Source organism: Streptomyces sp. NPDC005303 (genome assembly GCF_040607335.1).
Taxonomy (GTDB): domain Bacteria; phylum Actinomycetota; class Actinomycetes; order Streptomycetales; family Streptomycetaceae; genus Streptomyces.
In genome coordinates this window covers 320692-334025 of the sequence record NZ_JBEXGM010000001.1, presented here as the reverse complement: position 1 = coordinate 334025, position 13334 = coordinate 320692, and the positions used below count along the sequence as shown (strand labels likewise).

The following is a 13334-nucleotide window of genomic DNA, read 5'->3' as shown; positions in this document are numbered from 1 at the left end:
GAGCCCTCTCGGAAATCTAGGTGAAAAGAGACTGCGCCCCGGGCGCCCGGCTTGTTAGTGGTCGCGGGGGCCAGGGGCGCAGCTCAGAGAAATGCTGGGGTGAATTACTTCTCGATGATCGCGAGCACGTCGCGGGCCGAGAGGACGAGGTACTCCTCGCCGTTGTACTTCACCTCGGTGCCGCCGTACTTGCTGTACAGCACGATGTCACCGGTCTGGACGTCGAGCGGCAGACGCTCGCCGTTCTCGAAGCGGCCCGGGCCCACGGCCAGGACGACGCCCTCCTGGGGCTTCTCCTTGGCGGTGTCCGGGATGACCAGGCCAGAGGCGGTGGTCTGCTCGGCGTCGAGCGGCTGGACCACAATGCGGTCCTCGAGCGGCTTGATGGCAACCTTGGAGCTGGTGGTCGTCACGATCCGACCTCCCCCTTCGGAGATCACGGGGTTGACTGTCTGAGGTGGCGACCAGGTGGATCCGTCGTCGCGGGTGCCGGACCTGCCCGTCGCTGTGTTGGCACTCTCCAGGGGGGAGTGCCAGACCCGAGACTATGACCGTGATTAGCACTCGGTCAAGCGGACTGCTAATTCGCCGCGCGGGCTGAGCGGAATTCGGGTGCGGGTGGGTGGGGGCGGCCGTCCCGGGGGCTGCGCCCCCAGACCCCCGCTTCGGCACCCGAAGGGCCTCGTCCTCACACGCCGGACAGGCTGGATTGCCTAGAGGTAGTCCTCCAGGCGCCCCACGGTCAGTCCCCGCCGCTCCACCTCCCGCAGCACCGCCGTCGTGCGTTCCGTCAGGGTCGGGCCCGTCGTCCCTCCCGACGCCACCGACACGATGTCGCCCGCCCTCAGCCCCCGCGTCTCCCCCTCCGGCGGCACGCTCCACAGCACCACCGCCGAGAGCCCGCAGTCGGCCGCCGCGCGCAGGGTCGTGCGGTCGTACCTGCCGTAGGGCGGCCGGAACAGCCGCGGCCGGATCCCGAAGCGGGAGCGCACCTTCTCCTGCTGTCCGCAGATCTCGGCGCGCTGGCCGGGGTACGGCAGCCCGCGCAGGGCGGGGTGGTCGAGGGTGTGGTTCTGGATGCTCGCGCCGACCGACTGGAGGCGCGCGAAGTGGCCGTACCCGGGGCCGAGGACACTGTCCGTGAGGAACATGCTGACGGGCAGCCGCAGTTCACGGACCAGGTCGACGAACCGCGGGTCCTTCTCCGCGCCGTCGTCGTAGGTGAGGAAGACGACCTTGTCGGACGTCCCGACCCGCCGCACGACCGGTGGCAGGCCGCCCCGGCCCCCCGGCGCGCGGGCCGGCACCCGCGGGGCGGCCGGCAGCGGGGAGGGCAGGCCCCAGTGGCGGTACGGCCGTCCGTCCGCCCGCGCCGGCCCGTACGACCCCACCCGCTGGGCCGCCTTCTTCCCCAGCCGCTCGATGGGGTCGACGGACTGGGCGCAGCCGGTGAGGAGTACGGCCGCCAGCCCGGTGGCGATGAGGGTCCGCGGTCTCACAGGTAGTCCTCGAGGCGTGCGACGGCGTATCCCTCGGCCGTGACCTTGTCCAGGAAGCGGCGGACCATGTCGGGCATCGTGCCCTTCCAGTCCTCCCGGCCCCGGAAGTGACTGAGCACGATGTCGCCGGGGTGGATCTTCTGGTCCCACTCGCGGTACTCCCAGTGGTCGACGAAGACCTCTTCGTTCCAGATCGGCGCGTACCTGATGCCGCAGGATCTGGCCGCGCGCAGGGTGTCCTCGTTGTAGTTGCCGTAGGGCGGCCGGAAGAGCGCGGGCCGCGTGCCGTAGCGCTTCTCCATGACGTCCTGCATCCCGCAGATCTCGTGCCTCTGGTGGGCGTACGACAGCCCGGGCAGGTAGGGGTGGTGGAGGGTGTGGTTGTCGAGTACGACCCCCGCGTCCCGCATCTTCCGGAAGTAGCCGTAGTCGTTCTTGATCAGGTAGTCGCTGAGGAAGGCGGTGTACGGGATCCGCAGGTCGCTCATCATCCGCAGGAACGCGGGGTCCTTCTCGGCGCCGTCGTCGATGGTGAGGAAGACGATCTTCTGCTCGGTGGGGACGGTGGTGAAGACCGGCGGGAGCCCCTTCTCCTCGTGGCCGTCGACCTCGAAGCCGTGGCGGGTGGTGATGCGGGGCTTGGTCACGGGCGCCTGCGGGGCCGTCAGCGGGACCTCCTTCAGGCCCCAGCGCCTGGCGGCGGCGATCCGGGCCTGCTGGGCGCGGAGCCGGGCGGCCCGGGCGGCGGCCTTGTCGGCCTGGAGGTCGGCGGCGGGGGCCAGGGGTGCCTGGAGGGGCCGTCGCGCCCCTGCGTCGGTCCCGGCCGGGCGGGCGCAGCCGGGGACCAGGGCGGCCATGGCAAGGAGGACCAGTCCGCCGCGGATCGACGCCACCAACGCACCATTTTTATAGTTTTGTCCTACTGTTCCCATGGCGCCGGATCCTCGCAGGTCACGGCGTCGCCCCCGGGCTGACACCGCCGCTCGGAAGCGAACCGTCCACCGACTGGCCCACAATGACCCGGTGAACGACCTCGCCCCCCTCCTCACCCCCGAGGGCCGTGCCCTCCTCGACGAAGTGCGCGGCACCGCCCCCGCCGACGAACTCGCCGTCGCCACCCGGCTGCGCCGTGCGCACCCCGCCGAACTGGTCTCCGCGGCGCTCGGCCAGGCTCGGCTGCGGCAGCGGGCGGGGGTGAAGTTCGGGGCCGCGGACGCGGAGCGGATGTTCTTCACGCCGAACGGCGTCGAGCAGTCCACGCGGGCGAGCGTGGCGGCCTACCGGGCCCTCCGGCTGAAGTCGATGGGCGTCACCTCCGTCGCGGACCTGTGCTGCGGGATCGGCGGCGACGCGATCGCACTGGCCCGCGCCGGGATCCGGGTCCTCGCGGTGGACCGGGACCCGCTCACGGCGGCGGCCGCGCGGGCGAACGCGGACGCGCTGGGGCTCGCCGGGCTGATCGACGTACGGGAGGCGGACGTCACGGAGGTCGACACGACCTCGTACGACGCCGTGTTCGTGGACCCCGCGCGGCGGGGCGGACGGGGCCGCATCTTCGATCCCGAGGCCTACTCGCCGCCCCTGTCATGGGCCGTGCAGGCGGCTCTGAGGGCCCCGCACGCGGCGCTGAAGGTCGCACCCGGCATTCCGCACGAGGCGGTCCCGGCTCAGGCCGAGGCGGAGTGGATCTCCGACGGCGGGGACGTGAAGGAGGCGGTGCTGTGGTTCGGCACCGCGCCGGGGGCGGTCCGGGCGACGCTGCTGCCGGGCCCGCGGACGCTGCTGGGCCGGGGGCTGCCCGATCCCGGAGTCCGGTCCGTGGGGCGGTACTTGTACGAGCCCGACGGCGCCGTCATCCGGGCCCATCTGGTCGCCGAGGTGGCGCAGGAGGTCGAGGGCGGACTCGTCGACGCCACCATCGCGTACGTCACGTCGGACTCCCTGCTTCCGACGCCGTACGCCACCGCCTACGAGATCACCGATCAACTCCCGTTCAACGTGAAGAAGTTGAAGGCCCTGTTGCGGGAGCGGAAGGTCGGGATCCTGACCGTGAAGAAGCGGGGGTCGGCCGTCGAGCCGGAGGAGTTGCGGCGCAAGGCCCTTCCCAAACCGCAGGGGCCGCACTCGGCGACGGTGTTCCTGACCCGGGTCGCGGGGGCGCCGACCATGCTGATCGGCGCCCCCGCGAGGGCCGTCACCGGTGCAGGACGGTCCTGAACGGCTCCAGGTGCGGGTCCGCGCCGACCGGGCCCGGCCGTGCCGCGGCGGACGGGCCGGCACCGGCGCGCAGGGCCTGGCTGCTCATCCGGGTGCTCGCGGGCTCGTTGCCGTCGTAGTACGGCGTGTAGGCGACCTGCCCGCTGCTCGCGGACTCGCGCAGCAGATAGCTCGAGACCTCCTTCGACAGGGCGGGGCGTGAGGTCCACAGCACGGGGCCGAAGACGTTCATCGCCGCGGCCGCGGAGAGACCGTCGCGCCAGGAGCCGGAGTAGGCGAGGGCGACGACTTCACCGACGAGGGCAGCTTCTTGCCGTTGCTGGACGAGACCAGGAAGACGTACTTCGGGCTCACGGCGGCGCGTGAACAGTCTCAAGTTGTTTAGACCGCCAACGGGACACCAGTGGAACGAATTTGCCGATGAGCAGCCGTTCGACGACGGGTTTCCGACCGCTACTGACCGCACTCCCGTGCTCTGGCCAGCAGCAGCTCCCGCTCCCGTTCGTTGCGGGTCAGCGCGGCCGCCCGTTCGAACTCGGCCCGCGCCTTCGTCGTACGTCCGAGGCGGGCCAGGAGATCGCCGCGCACGCTCGGCAGCAGGTGGTAGTCGAGCAGAGCGGGTTCGTCGGTGAGCGCGTCGACGATCTCCAGGGCCGGGCCAGGACCCTCGGCCATGGAGACCGCGACGGCTCGGTTGAGCTCGACGACCGGGGAGGGGGCGCGGGCGGCGAGCAGGGCGTAGAGGGTGGCGATGGTCTGCCAGTCGGTCTCCTCGTAGGAGTACGCGTGCGCGTGGCAGGCGGCGATGGTGGCCTGGAGGACGTACGGGCCGGGCGCCCCGGCGGAGGTGGCCTCGGCGCGGCCCAGGGCCTTGATGCCGCGGGCGATGAGCATGCGGTTCCAGCGGCTGCGGTTCTGGTCCCTGAGGAGGACCGGCTCACCGCGCGGTCCGGTGCGGGCGGCCGTGCGGGAGGCCTGGAACTCCAACAGGGCCGCCAGGCCGTGCACTTCGGGTTCCTTGGGCATGAGGGCGGACAGCAGGCGGGCCAGGCGCAGGGCGTCCTCGCACAGGGAGGGGCGCAGCAGGTCGTCGCCGGCGGTGGCCGCGTATCCCTCGTTGAAGATCAGGTAGATGACGTCCAGGACCGAGCCGAGACGGGCCTCGCGGTCGGGGCCGTAGGGCACCTCGAAGGCGATGTTCTTCGTGGCGAGGGTCCGCTTGGCGCGCACGATGCGCTGGGCGACCGTCGCCTCCGGGACCAGGAAGGCGCGGGCGATCTCCGGGGTGGTCAGACCGCCGAGCAGACGCAGCGTGAGGGCGGTGCGGGCCTCGGCGGACAGCACCGGGTGGCAGGTGGTGAAGACGAGCCTGAGCAGGTCGTCGTCGATGTCCTCGGGGTCGGCGGGCTCCTCCGGCGGGGCGGTCTCCGGCAGGTCCCGGCCGATCTCGGCCAGCTTGCGGGCGTAGTTCTCCCTGCGGCGGACCAGGTCCACGGCCTTGCGCCGCGCGATGGCCATGAGCCAGGCGCCCGGGTTGTCGGGGACGCCGTCGCGCGGCCACTGCTCCAGCGCGGCGACCAGCGCGTCCTGGGCGAGCTCCTCGGCGATGCCGACGTCCCGGACGACACGGGTGACACCGGCGATGATGCGCGGCGACTCCATGCGGAAGACGGTCTCGACGGAGGATCGGGCGTCGGTGTGGGAGGGCTGTGAGGTGGTCACAGCCCCCATTCGACACCTGTACGGCCGTACGGCCAAGGAAGCGGGCTCAGCCCTCCATGATCTCCCGCACCTCGCAGGTGACCGTCCAGTGCTCCTCGTGCACCTTCAGGAAGCGCTTGGTCCACTCGATCGCCTCGGCCATGTCCTTGGCCTGGACGATGGCGTACCCGCCGACGACCTCCTTCGCCTCGGTGAAGGGCCCGTCGGTCACCGACAGCTGCCCGTTCTCCCACCGCACCCGCGAGCCCTGCGCGGTCGGAGTCAGCCCGGCGGTGTCGAGCAGCACCCCGGCCTTCGTCATCTCCTCGATCAGCTCGCCCATGCGCTGCATCAGGGCGTCGCTGGGGCCCTCGGCGGGGGCGGTCTTCTCGTCGATCTGGACCATCGACAGGTAACGCGGCATGGTGACTCCTCGGTCGTTGCGGGGCCCGGTCCTTCCCGGCCTCTCACCAGTGCGTCGATCGGGACAGGCCGGGATCGACAGACCGCGCAAATTTCTTCGGAGATTTTTTCCACCCCGCTGACCTGCTACGACATCAGCGGAGGGACTCCCACAGCTCGCTCGCCGCCGGTTCCTTCGCCACCACCCGGTTGGGGTCCGAGGGCGCGGTCACGACCGGCATGGTCACCGTCTTCACCTCGTCGCTCGACAGGCCCTTCAGGCTCTCGCCGAGGCTCATCAGCTCGCTCAGGGAGTCGAGGCCGGTGTCGGTGGTGAGGCTGCCGGTGACGGCGTCGGCGACGGAGTACAGCTTGGCGGGGCTGGTCAGGAGGCTGGTGGAGGAGATCTGCTCCAGCAGGGCCTTCACCAGTTTCTGCTGCAGGCCTATGCGGCCGAGGTCGCTGCCGTCGCCTATGCCGTGCCGGGTGCGGGCGAGCGCGAGGGCCTGCTTGCCGTCCAGGTGGTGGGTGCCGGCCTTGAGATGCAGGTGGCTGTCGTCGTCGTCGATGTCCTCGTCCGTGGTCACCGTGACCCCGCCTAGGGCGTTCACCAGCTTGGCGAAGCCGGAGAAGTCGATCTCGATGTAGTGGTCCATGCGAACGTCGGTGATCGACTCGACGGTCTTGACCGCGCACACCGGGCCGCCCACCGAGTAGGCGCTGTTGAACATCGCGCCGTAGGCCATCGCCGTGGAGCCGCCGTCGGGCAGCGGGCAGGACGGGCGGGTGACGAGGGTGTCGCGCGGGATGCTGACGACGGTGGCCGAGGTGCGGCCCGCGTCGATGTGCACGACCATCGCGGTGTCGGACCGGGCCCCGGTGCTACTGCCGCCGCCGAGCGCCTGGTTCTCCTTGCCGCTGCGCGAGTCGGAGCCGAGGACCAGGATGTTGACGGCCTCGGTGGGCAGCGGTGCCTCCTGCGAGGCCGACGGGGTCGGAGTCACCTTGGCGGGGCGGTCGTCGCCGAGCGCGCTGTCGATGTCGACGCTCTTGATGTTGCTGTTGAGGTGCCAGTACGCCCAGCCCGTCGCCGCGCATCCCGCGACCAGCGCGCCCGCGAGGGTGAGGCCGACGAGCTTCAGCACTCTCGGCCGTCGGCCCACTCGTCGTCCGTCGTCGTCTCCGGTCACAGGGAGGAACGTAAGTCCGAATTATTACGAGGAACGCCTCGTGGACGGCTTTCTTCGGAAAATCTCAGACTTCTCATTCCAGCGTCACGACCGTACTGGCTTGCTCCCCGCCTCGTCGAAAGTTTCGGTCGGGCAACCGATTGGCTTCGGAGGAGCGAGTGTGCGAGGCCCCTAGGCACCCTGCTCCGGCCCGGCGCGGCGCGCCGTACTGCTGCGCACCACCAGGCTCGTCGCCAGCTCCACCCGGGTCGCCGCCGGGCTCCCGCCCTCCCGCCCCAGGTCGAGCACCAGCTTGGCCGCGGCTTCGGCCATCTCGGTCAGCGGCTGCCGTACGGTCGTCAGCGGCGGCCCCACCCAGGGCGCCACCGGCAGGTCGTCGAACCCGACCACGCTCAGGTCCTCGGGGATGCGCAGTCCCAGCTCGCGGGCCGCCTCGTACAGACCGAGCGCCTGGAGGTCGTTGCCGGCGAAGACCGCGGTGGGCCGGTCCGGGCGGCGCAGCAGTTCCAGGCCCTGGCGGTAGCCGGTCTCGTGGTGGAAGTCGCCGGCCATGATCAGCTCGGGGTCGACGGGCAGCCCGGCGGTCTCCAGGGCGGCCCGGTAACCGTCGACGCGGGCGCGGCTGCACATCATGCGGGAGGGGCCGGTGATCGCGCCGATCCTGCGGTGCCCGAGTTCGACGAGGTGCCGGGTCGCGGCGAGCCCGCCCTGCCAGTTGGTCGCGCCGATGGAGGGCACGTCGGCGCCCGGATCGCCGGCCGGGTCCATCACCACGAACGGGATCGATCTGCTGCCCAGCAGTGCGCGCTGGGACTCGTCGAGCCCGGACAGCACGAGGACCACTCCGTGCGGGCGGCGGGCGGCGACCTGGTCGGCCCAGGTGCGCCCGGGTGTCAGCCGCCCGGCGCTCTCGCTCAGCACGACACTGAGCCCGGCGTCGCGGGCCACGTTCTCCACGCCCCGGATGACCTCCATCGCCCACGCGCTCTCCAGCTCGTGGAAGACCAGGTCGATCAGGGGCGAACGGCTCGCCTCGGCACGCCGGCGCCGGTAGCCGTGCGCGCGCAGCAGGTCCTCGACGCGGGCGCGGGTCGCGGGGGCTACGTCGGCCCGGCCGTTGAGGACCTTCGAAACTGTCGGCGCCGAGACGCCGGCCTCCCGGGCGATCTCGGCGAGGGTCGCGGTCTGCTGCGACCGTCCCACCGCGGGGGATGTCGTCCGGGTTTCAGCGGGCTCCGGGGGTGTCATGGCGGCGATCGTATCCCTGCGCGACCTCTTGACGAACCCTCCTGACGGCCCTAGGTTCCCAAAACATTCGGATTGAATATCGAAACATTCGCGAGGTCGTCGACCCGACAGTCGAGCCCGACAGGAGTTACATGACCACCGCGCCCTGGCGTGACCCCGCCCTGACCGCCTCCGCCCGTGTCGACGACCTCCTCTCCCGGATGACCCTGGAGGAGAAGACCGCCCAGCTCTACGGCGTGTGGGTGGGCGCCAGCACGGACGGGGACGGAGTCGCCCCGCTCCAGCGCGAGATGACCGCCGACTACGACTGGGACGAGCTGATCACCCGGGGTCTGGGCCAGCTCACCCGCCCCTTCGGCACCGCCCCCGTGGACCCGGCGCTGGGCGCGCAGGCACTGGCCCGCGCCCAGCGCCGTATCGCCGGGGCCGGCCGCTTCGGCATCCCGGCGCTGGCCCACGAGGAGTGCCTGGCCGGCTTCACCACCTGGCAGGCCACCGCCTACCCGGTCCCGCTGGCCTGGGGTGCGAGCTGGGACGCCGGACTGGTCGAGGAGATGGCCGGCGCCATCGGCCGCGACCTGCGCGCGGTCGGCGTCCACCAGGGCCTGGCCCCCGTTCTGGACGTCGTCCGCGACCCGCGCTGGGGACGGGTCGAGGAGACGATCGGCGAGGACCCGTACCTGGTGGGCACGATCGGCGCGGCGTACGTCCGCGGCCTGGAGTCGGCCGGGATCGTCGCCACGCTCAAGCACTTCGCCGGGTACGCGTCCTCGGCCGGCGCCCGCAACCTCGCCCCCGTACGCGCGGGCGTGCGCGAGTTCGCCGACATCACCCTGCCGCCCTTCGAGTTCGCCCTGCGCGAGGGCGGGGCCCGCTCGGTGATGGCCGCGTACACCGACACCGACGGCGTCCCGGCCTCCGCCGACCCCGGCCTGCTGACCGAACTGCTGCGCGAGGAGTGGGGGTTCACCGGAACGGTGGTCGCCGACTACTTCGGCGTCGGCTTCCTGCAGACCCAGCACCGGATCGCCGGCACCGAGGCGGCCGCGGCCCACGCGGCGCTCGCGGCGGGCCTGGACGTCGAACTGCCGACCCTCAAGTGCTACGGCAAGCCACTCATCGAGGCGGTCCGCGCGGGCGAGGTCCCCGAGTCGCTGATCGACCGCGCGGCCCGCCGGGTCCTGCTCCAGAAGTGCGAACTGGGCCTGCTGGACGAGGACTGGAGCCCGGAACCCACCGAGCGGATCGACCTCGACTCGACGGCGAACCGCGTCCTGGCCCGCCGCCTCGCCGAGGAGTCGGTGGTCCTCCTCGACAACCCGGACGGCCTGCTCCCGCTGGCCCCGGACACCCGGATCGCGGTCGTCGGCCCCCGGGCCGCGGACGCCCTCGCCATGCTGGGCTGCTACTCCTTCCCCTCGCATGTGCTCACCCACCACCCCGACATCCCGACGGGCATCGAGATCCCCACGGTCCTTCAGGCGCTGCGCGCCGAACTCCCCGACGCCAAGGTGACGTTCACCGAGGGCTGCGGGGTCGACGACCCGGACACCGGCGGCTTCGAGGAGGCGGTGGCCCGCGCGGCCGAGGCGGACATCTGCGTGGCGGTACTCGGCGACCGGGCGGGCCTGTTCGGCCGGGGCACATCGGGCGAGGGCTGCGATGTGACGGATCTGCGACTGCCGGGCGTCCAGGGTGAGTTGCTGGACTCGCTGGTCGCGACCGGCGTCCCGGTGGTGCTGGTCCTGCTGACCGGTCGCCCCTACGCGCTCGGCCGCTGGGACGGCAGGCTCGGCGCGGTCGTCCAGGCCTTCTTCCCCGGCGAGGAGGGCGGCCCGGCCGTCGCGGGCGTGCTGTCGGGCCGGGTCAACCCCTCGGGCCGCCTCCCGGTGAGCGTGCCGCGGGTGCCCGGCGGCCAGCCGTGGACCTACCTCCAGCCGCCGCTGGGCCTCGCGGGCGGGGTCAGCAACCTGGACCCGACCCCGCTGTACGCCTTCGGGCACGGGCGTTCCTACACGGAGTTCGGGTGGGAGGACTTCACGGGCGGGGCACCGGCGGAGATCGGCACGGACGGCACGTACGACGTCTCGCTGACCGTGCGCAACGCGGGGGGCCGGGCGGGCGCCGAGGTCGTGCAGCTGTATCTGCACGACCCGGTGGCCTCGGTGACCCGCCCGGACGTCCGGCTGATCGGCTATCGGCGGCTGGAGCTGGAGCCGGGCGAGTCCCGTCGTGTGACCTTCCGCTTCCACGCCGACCTGTCGGCCTTCACCGACCGCACGGGCCGCCGAGTCGTCGAACCGGGCGACCTGGAGCTACGGCTGGCGGCGTCGAGCGCGGAGGTCCGCCACACAGCGCTGTTGCGCCTCACGGGCCCGGTACGGGAGCTGGGGCCGGACCGCCGGCTGCGCTGCGAGACGGAGGTGTCGTAGGAGCCGGGGTCAACCCACGGACTCGAACCGCCACCGGTGCACCGCCCTGCTCGCCAACTCGGTGTCCGGCTCGGGAAGTTCGGGCAGCTCGGCGTCGTAGGCCGCGTCCCACCACGTGATGACGAGGACGCGGTCCTGTGGCGCCCGGAACGTCTCGCGCCGCAACGGCCGTACGGCAAGCTCCTGTCGGCGGGCCCAGGCAAGCAGCTCCTCGCCGCGGCCCTCGACCGCCCGGGCCTCCCACATCAGCGCGACCGTCACGAGTAGAGGTTCTCCTTGCTGACCTCGTGGACGTGGTCATGGCCCGGCACGTGCGGGTCGGTCACCGGGAGGGAGGAGTCGGCCGACAGGTCCCAGCTCGACGCGGACCGGTTGCGTGCGACCATCTCCGCGCCCAACGCCGCGACCATCGCGCCGTTGTCGGTGCACAGCTTGGGCCGGGGCACCCGGAGTCGGATGCCCGCCGCCTCGCAGCGCTCCTGGGCCAGGACCCGCAGCCGGGAGTTGGCGGCCACGCCGCCGCCGATCATGAGGTGGTCGACACCCTCGTCCTTGCAGGCCCGCACGGCCTTGCGGGTCAACACGTCCACCACCGCCTCCTGGAAGGAGGCCGCCACGTCACGCACCGGCACCTCCTCCCCCGCGGCCCGCTTGGCCTCGATCCAGCGGGCGACCGCCGTCTTCAGACCGGAGAACGAGAAGTCGTACGCCGGGTCGCGGGGCCCGGTCAGCCCGCGCGGGAACGCGATAGCCGACGGGTCGCCCTCGCGCGCGTACCGGTCGATGACCGGGCCGCCCGGGAAGCCGAGGTTCAGCACCCGGGCGATCTTGTCGAAGGCCTCTCCGGCCGCGTCGTCGATGGTCGCGCCCATCGGCCGTACGTCGGAGGTGATGTCCGAGGACAGCAGCAGGGACGAGTGGCCCCCGGACACCAGCAGCGCCATCGTCGGCTCGGGCAGCGCCCCGTGCTCCAGCTGGTCGACGCAGATGTGGGAGGCGAGGTGGTTGACGCCGTAGAGGGGCTTGCCGAGGGCGTAGGCGTACGCCTTCGCGGCGGAGACCCCGACGAGGAGGGCACCGGCGAGTCCGGGACCGGCGGTGACGGCGATGCCGTCGAGGTCGCGGGCGCTCACCCCCGCCTCCTTCAGCGCACGGTCGATGGTGGGGACCATGGCCTCCAGATGCGCCCTGCTCGCGACCTCCGGCACCACTCCGCCGAACCGGGCGTGCTCGTCGACGCTGGACGCGATGGCGTCGGCCAGCAGGGTGGTCCCCCGGACGATGCCGACGCCGGTCTCGTCACAGGAGGTCTCGATGCCCAGGACAAGCGGTTCGTCAGCCATTGATCTCGGTTCCTCGTACGGATGTTGAAGGGTCGGTCAGTCGCATGACCAGGGCGTCCACGTTGCCCGGCTGGTAGTAGCCGCGCCGGAACCCGATGGCCTCGAAGCCGAAGCGCTCGTAGAGCTTCTGGGCGCGGATGTTGTCGATCCGGCACTCCAGCATCACTTCGGCGCACTCGAAGGCGGTAGCGGCCCGCAGCAGCTCGGTCAGCAGCGTGGCCCCGAGTCCGGTGCCCCAGTGGTCGCGGGCGACGGCGATCGTCTGGATGTCGGCCCCCGCGGCGGAGTCGCTGTCGGAGGCAGTACCGGCGGAGGCGAGCCCGGCGTACCCCACGATCCGCCCGCCCGCCTCGGCCACCACGTACCGCCGGGTGGCCTCGGGCCCCCGGGAGTGCGCGAGCTCGGACCAGAACATGCCCCGGGACCAGGCGTCCTCCGGGAAGAGGTCCTTCTCCAGCTCCAGGACGGGGTCGATGTCCCACCAGCGCATCTCACGCAGAACGGGAATCACGGGTGTGGTCACTTGGGGGTGACCACCTTGTAGTTCTTGGGGACCTGCGCGTCGGGCCGCCGCAGATACAGCGGCCGCGGGGCGGGCAGTTCCTCCCCGGCCTCGATCCGCTCGGCGGCGAGGGCGGCGAGCGCGGCTGCCGTGACGTGCTCGGGCTCCCGGGCGTCGGGGAAGGTGTCGGGGTAGAGCAGCGCCCCGGCGCCGACGGCGGGCAGTCCCTCGACCTGCTCGGCGATGTCGGCGGGCCGGTCGACCGCGGGGTCGCCGACGCGGGTGCGGGGGTCGGCGTAGGTGGCCCAGTAGACCTCCTTGCGCCGCGCGTCGGTGGCCACGACGAAGGGGCCCTCGTCGAGTTCGGCCGCGTAGGCGAGTCCGTCCAGGGTGCACATCCCGTGCACGGGGATGCCGAGCGCGAGCCCGAAGGTGTCGGCGGTCATGAGCCCGACGCGCAGCCCGGTGTAGGGCCCGGGTCCGATTCCGACGACGATCCCGGTGACCGCGTCCAGCTTCACCCCCGCGTCCGCGAGCACCCGGTCGACGGCCGGCAGCAACAGCTCCCCGTGCCGGCGGGCGTCCACCTGGCTGAACGAGGCGACGACGTCCCGCCCGTCATGCAGGGCGACGGTCACGGCGGGGGTGGCGGTATCCAGAGCGAGCAAGAGCACGCAAACAGCCTACGGCTCCGGGAGGGCCTGAGTGGCCGCAGGCCGATACCGGCGTCGCCGCGTGGGCGCGACCAGCCACGACGGCACGGCGCCCGCTCGACGAGCTGCTACGGTCGCCACAAATCA

Annotated in this window: 14 protein-coding genes; 2 read left to right on the top strand and 12 right to left on the bottom strand. The window is 72.1% G+C overall.

Annotation, left to right across the window (positions count from 1 at the left end):
• Nucleotides 1-104: 104 nt before the first annotated feature.
• The 3 genes from groES to ABZT93_RS01655 form a co-directional block, all read right to left on the bottom strand.
• Nucleotides 105-413 (bottom strand): co-chaperone GroES, encoded by a 309-nt coding sequence (gene groES, locus ABZT93_RS01665; RefSeq protein WP_028807844.1) that lies wholly within the window; start codon nt 411-413, stop codon nt 105-107.
• Between the two features lie 300 nt (nt 414-713).
• The gene (locus ABZT93_RS01660; RefSeq protein WP_356097283.1) at nt 714-1499 is read right to left on the bottom strand and encodes a polysaccharide deacetylase family protein; all 786 of its coding nucleotides are present in this window, start codon (nt 1497-1499) and stop codon (nt 714-716) included.
• Entirely contained in the window at nt 1496-2431 is a 936-nt protein-coding gene (locus tag ABZT93_RS01655; RefSeq protein WP_356097281.1) for a polysaccharide deacetylase family protein, read from the bottom strand. Before ABZT93_RS01655 ends, ABZT93_RS01660 begins: the two co-directional genes overlap by 4 nt.
• A gap of 91 nt (nt 2432-2522) precedes the next feature.
• Here ABZT93_RS01655 and ABZT93_RS01650 point away from each other — a divergent pair, with 91 nt between their 5' ends.
• Nucleotides 2523-3716 carry a class I SAM-dependent methyltransferase gene (locus tag ABZT93_RS01650; RefSeq protein ID WP_356097278.1) on the top strand — a complete coding sequence of 398 codons (1194 nt, stop codon included), beginning with the start codon at nt 2523-2525 and terminating at the stop codon, nt 3714-3716.
• Here the strand turns inward: ABZT93_RS01650 and ABZT93_RS01645 are convergent.
• The 5 genes from ABZT93_RS01645 to ABZT93_RS01625 all read right to left on the bottom strand — a co-directional run bounded on the left by ABZT93_RS01645 (nt 3694) and on the right by ABZT93_RS01625 (nt 8257).
• A complete protein-coding gene (locus tag ABZT93_RS01645; protein WP_356097275.1) occupies nt 3694-4092 on the bottom strand; it encodes a hypothetical protein in 399 nt (132 codons plus the stop codon). The genes ABZT93_RS01650 and ABZT93_RS01645 overlap by 23 nt on opposite strands.
• Nucleotides 4093-4169: 77 nt before the next feature.
• Nucleotides 4170-5447 carry an RNA polymerase sigma factor gene (locus ABZT93_RS01640; RefSeq protein WP_356097272.1) on the bottom strand — a complete coding sequence of 426 codons (1278 nt, stop codon included), beginning with the start codon at nt 5445-5447 and terminating at the stop codon, nt 4170-4172.
• 37 nt (nt 5448-5484) lie between these two features.
• Nucleotides 5485-5841, bottom strand: a complete 357-nt coding sequence (locus ABZT93_RS01635) for a YciI family protein (RefSeq protein WP_356097269.1) — start codon at nt 5839-5841, stop codon at nt 5485-5487.
• A 133-nt stretch (nt 5842-5974) separates the two neighbouring features.
• Nucleotides 5975-7009 carry an LCP family protein gene (locus ABZT93_RS01630; RefSeq protein WP_356097266.1) on the bottom strand — a complete coding sequence of 345 codons (1035 nt, stop codon included), beginning with the start codon at nt 7007-7009 and terminating at the stop codon, nt 5975-5977.
• Nucleotides 7010-7180: 171 nt separating this feature from the next.
• On the bottom strand, nt 7181-8257 hold the full coding sequence (locus tag ABZT93_RS01625; protein WP_356097263.1) for a LacI family DNA-binding transcriptional regulator: 1077 nt from the start codon (nt 8255-8257) through the stop codon (nt 7181-7183).
• Between the two features lie 131 nt (nt 8258-8388).
• Here ABZT93_RS01625 and ABZT93_RS01620 point away from each other — a divergent pair, with 131 nt between their 5' ends.
• Nucleotides 8389-10689 (top strand): glycoside hydrolase family 3 N-terminal domain-containing protein, encoded by a 2301-nt coding sequence (locus tag ABZT93_RS01620; RefSeq protein WP_356097261.1) that lies wholly within the window; start codon nt 8389-8391, stop codon nt 10687-10689.
• A gap of 9 nt (nt 10690-10698) precedes the next feature.
• Here ABZT93_RS01620 and ABZT93_RS01615 read toward each other — a convergent pair whose 3' ends face one another.
• Genes ABZT93_RS01615 through tsaB form a run of 4 tightly spaced genes read right to left on the bottom strand, consistent with a single transcriptional unit; the run spans nt 10699 to nt 13208 of the window.
• Complete coding sequence (locus ABZT93_RS01615; RefSeq protein WP_356097258.1) at nt 10699-10950, bottom strand: hypothetical protein; 252 nt, start codon at nt 10948-10950, stop codon at nt 10699-10701.
• Complete coding sequence (gene tsaD / locus ABZT93_RS01610; protein ID WP_356097255.1) at nt 10947-12032, bottom strand: tRNA (adenosine(37)-N6)-threonylcarbamoyltransferase complex transferase subunit TsaD; 1086 nt, start codon at nt 12030-12032, stop codon at nt 10947-10949. The genes ABZT93_RS01615 and tsaD overlap by 4 nt, the downstream gene beginning before the upstream one ends.
• Nucleotides 12025-12555: a ribosomal protein S18-alanine N-acetyltransferase gene (gene rimI, locus ABZT93_RS01605; RefSeq protein ID WP_356097252.1), complete on the bottom strand. Its 531-nt coding sequence runs from the start codon at nt 12553-12555 to the stop codon at nt 12025-12027. The genes tsaD and rimI overlap by 8 nt, the downstream gene beginning before the upstream one ends.
• Nucleotides 12552-13208: a tRNA (adenosine(37)-N6)-threonylcarbamoyltransferase complex dimerization subunit type 1 TsaB gene (tsaB, locus tag ABZT93_RS01600; protein WP_356097249.1), complete on the bottom strand. Its 657-nt coding sequence runs from the start codon at nt 13206-13208 to the stop codon at nt 12552-12554. Before tsaB ends, rimI begins: the two co-directional genes overlap by 4 nt.
• Between the last annotated feature and the right edge of the window lie 126 nt (nt 13209-13334).

Excerpts from the sequence above, each read along its gene's own strand:
- ABZT93_RS01620 (WP_356097261.1), top strand. The coding sequence starts at position 8,389 with ATGACCACCGCGCCCTGGCGTGACCCCGCCCTGACCGCCTCCGCCCGT.
- ABZT93_RS01625 (WP_356097263.1), bottom strand. The coding sequence starts at position 8,257 with ATGACACCCCCGGAGCCCGCTGAAACCCGGACGACATCCCCCGCGGTG.
- ABZT93_RS01655 (WP_356097281.1), bottom strand. The coding sequence starts at position 2,431 with ATGGGAACAGTAGGACAAAACTATAAAAATGGTGCGTTGGTGGCGTCG.
- ABZT93_RS01635 (WP_356097269.1), bottom strand. The coding sequence starts at position 5,841 with ATGCCGCGTTACCTGTCGATGGTCCAGATCGACGAGAAGACCGCCCCC.
- ABZT93_RS01640 (WP_356097272.1), bottom strand. The coding sequence starts at position 5,447 with ATGGGGGCTGTGACCACCTCACAGCCCTCCCACACCGACGCCCGATCC.
- tsaD (WP_356097255.1), bottom strand. The coding sequence starts at position 12,032 with ATGGCTGACGAACCGCTTGTCCTGGGCATCGAGACCTCCTGTGACGAG.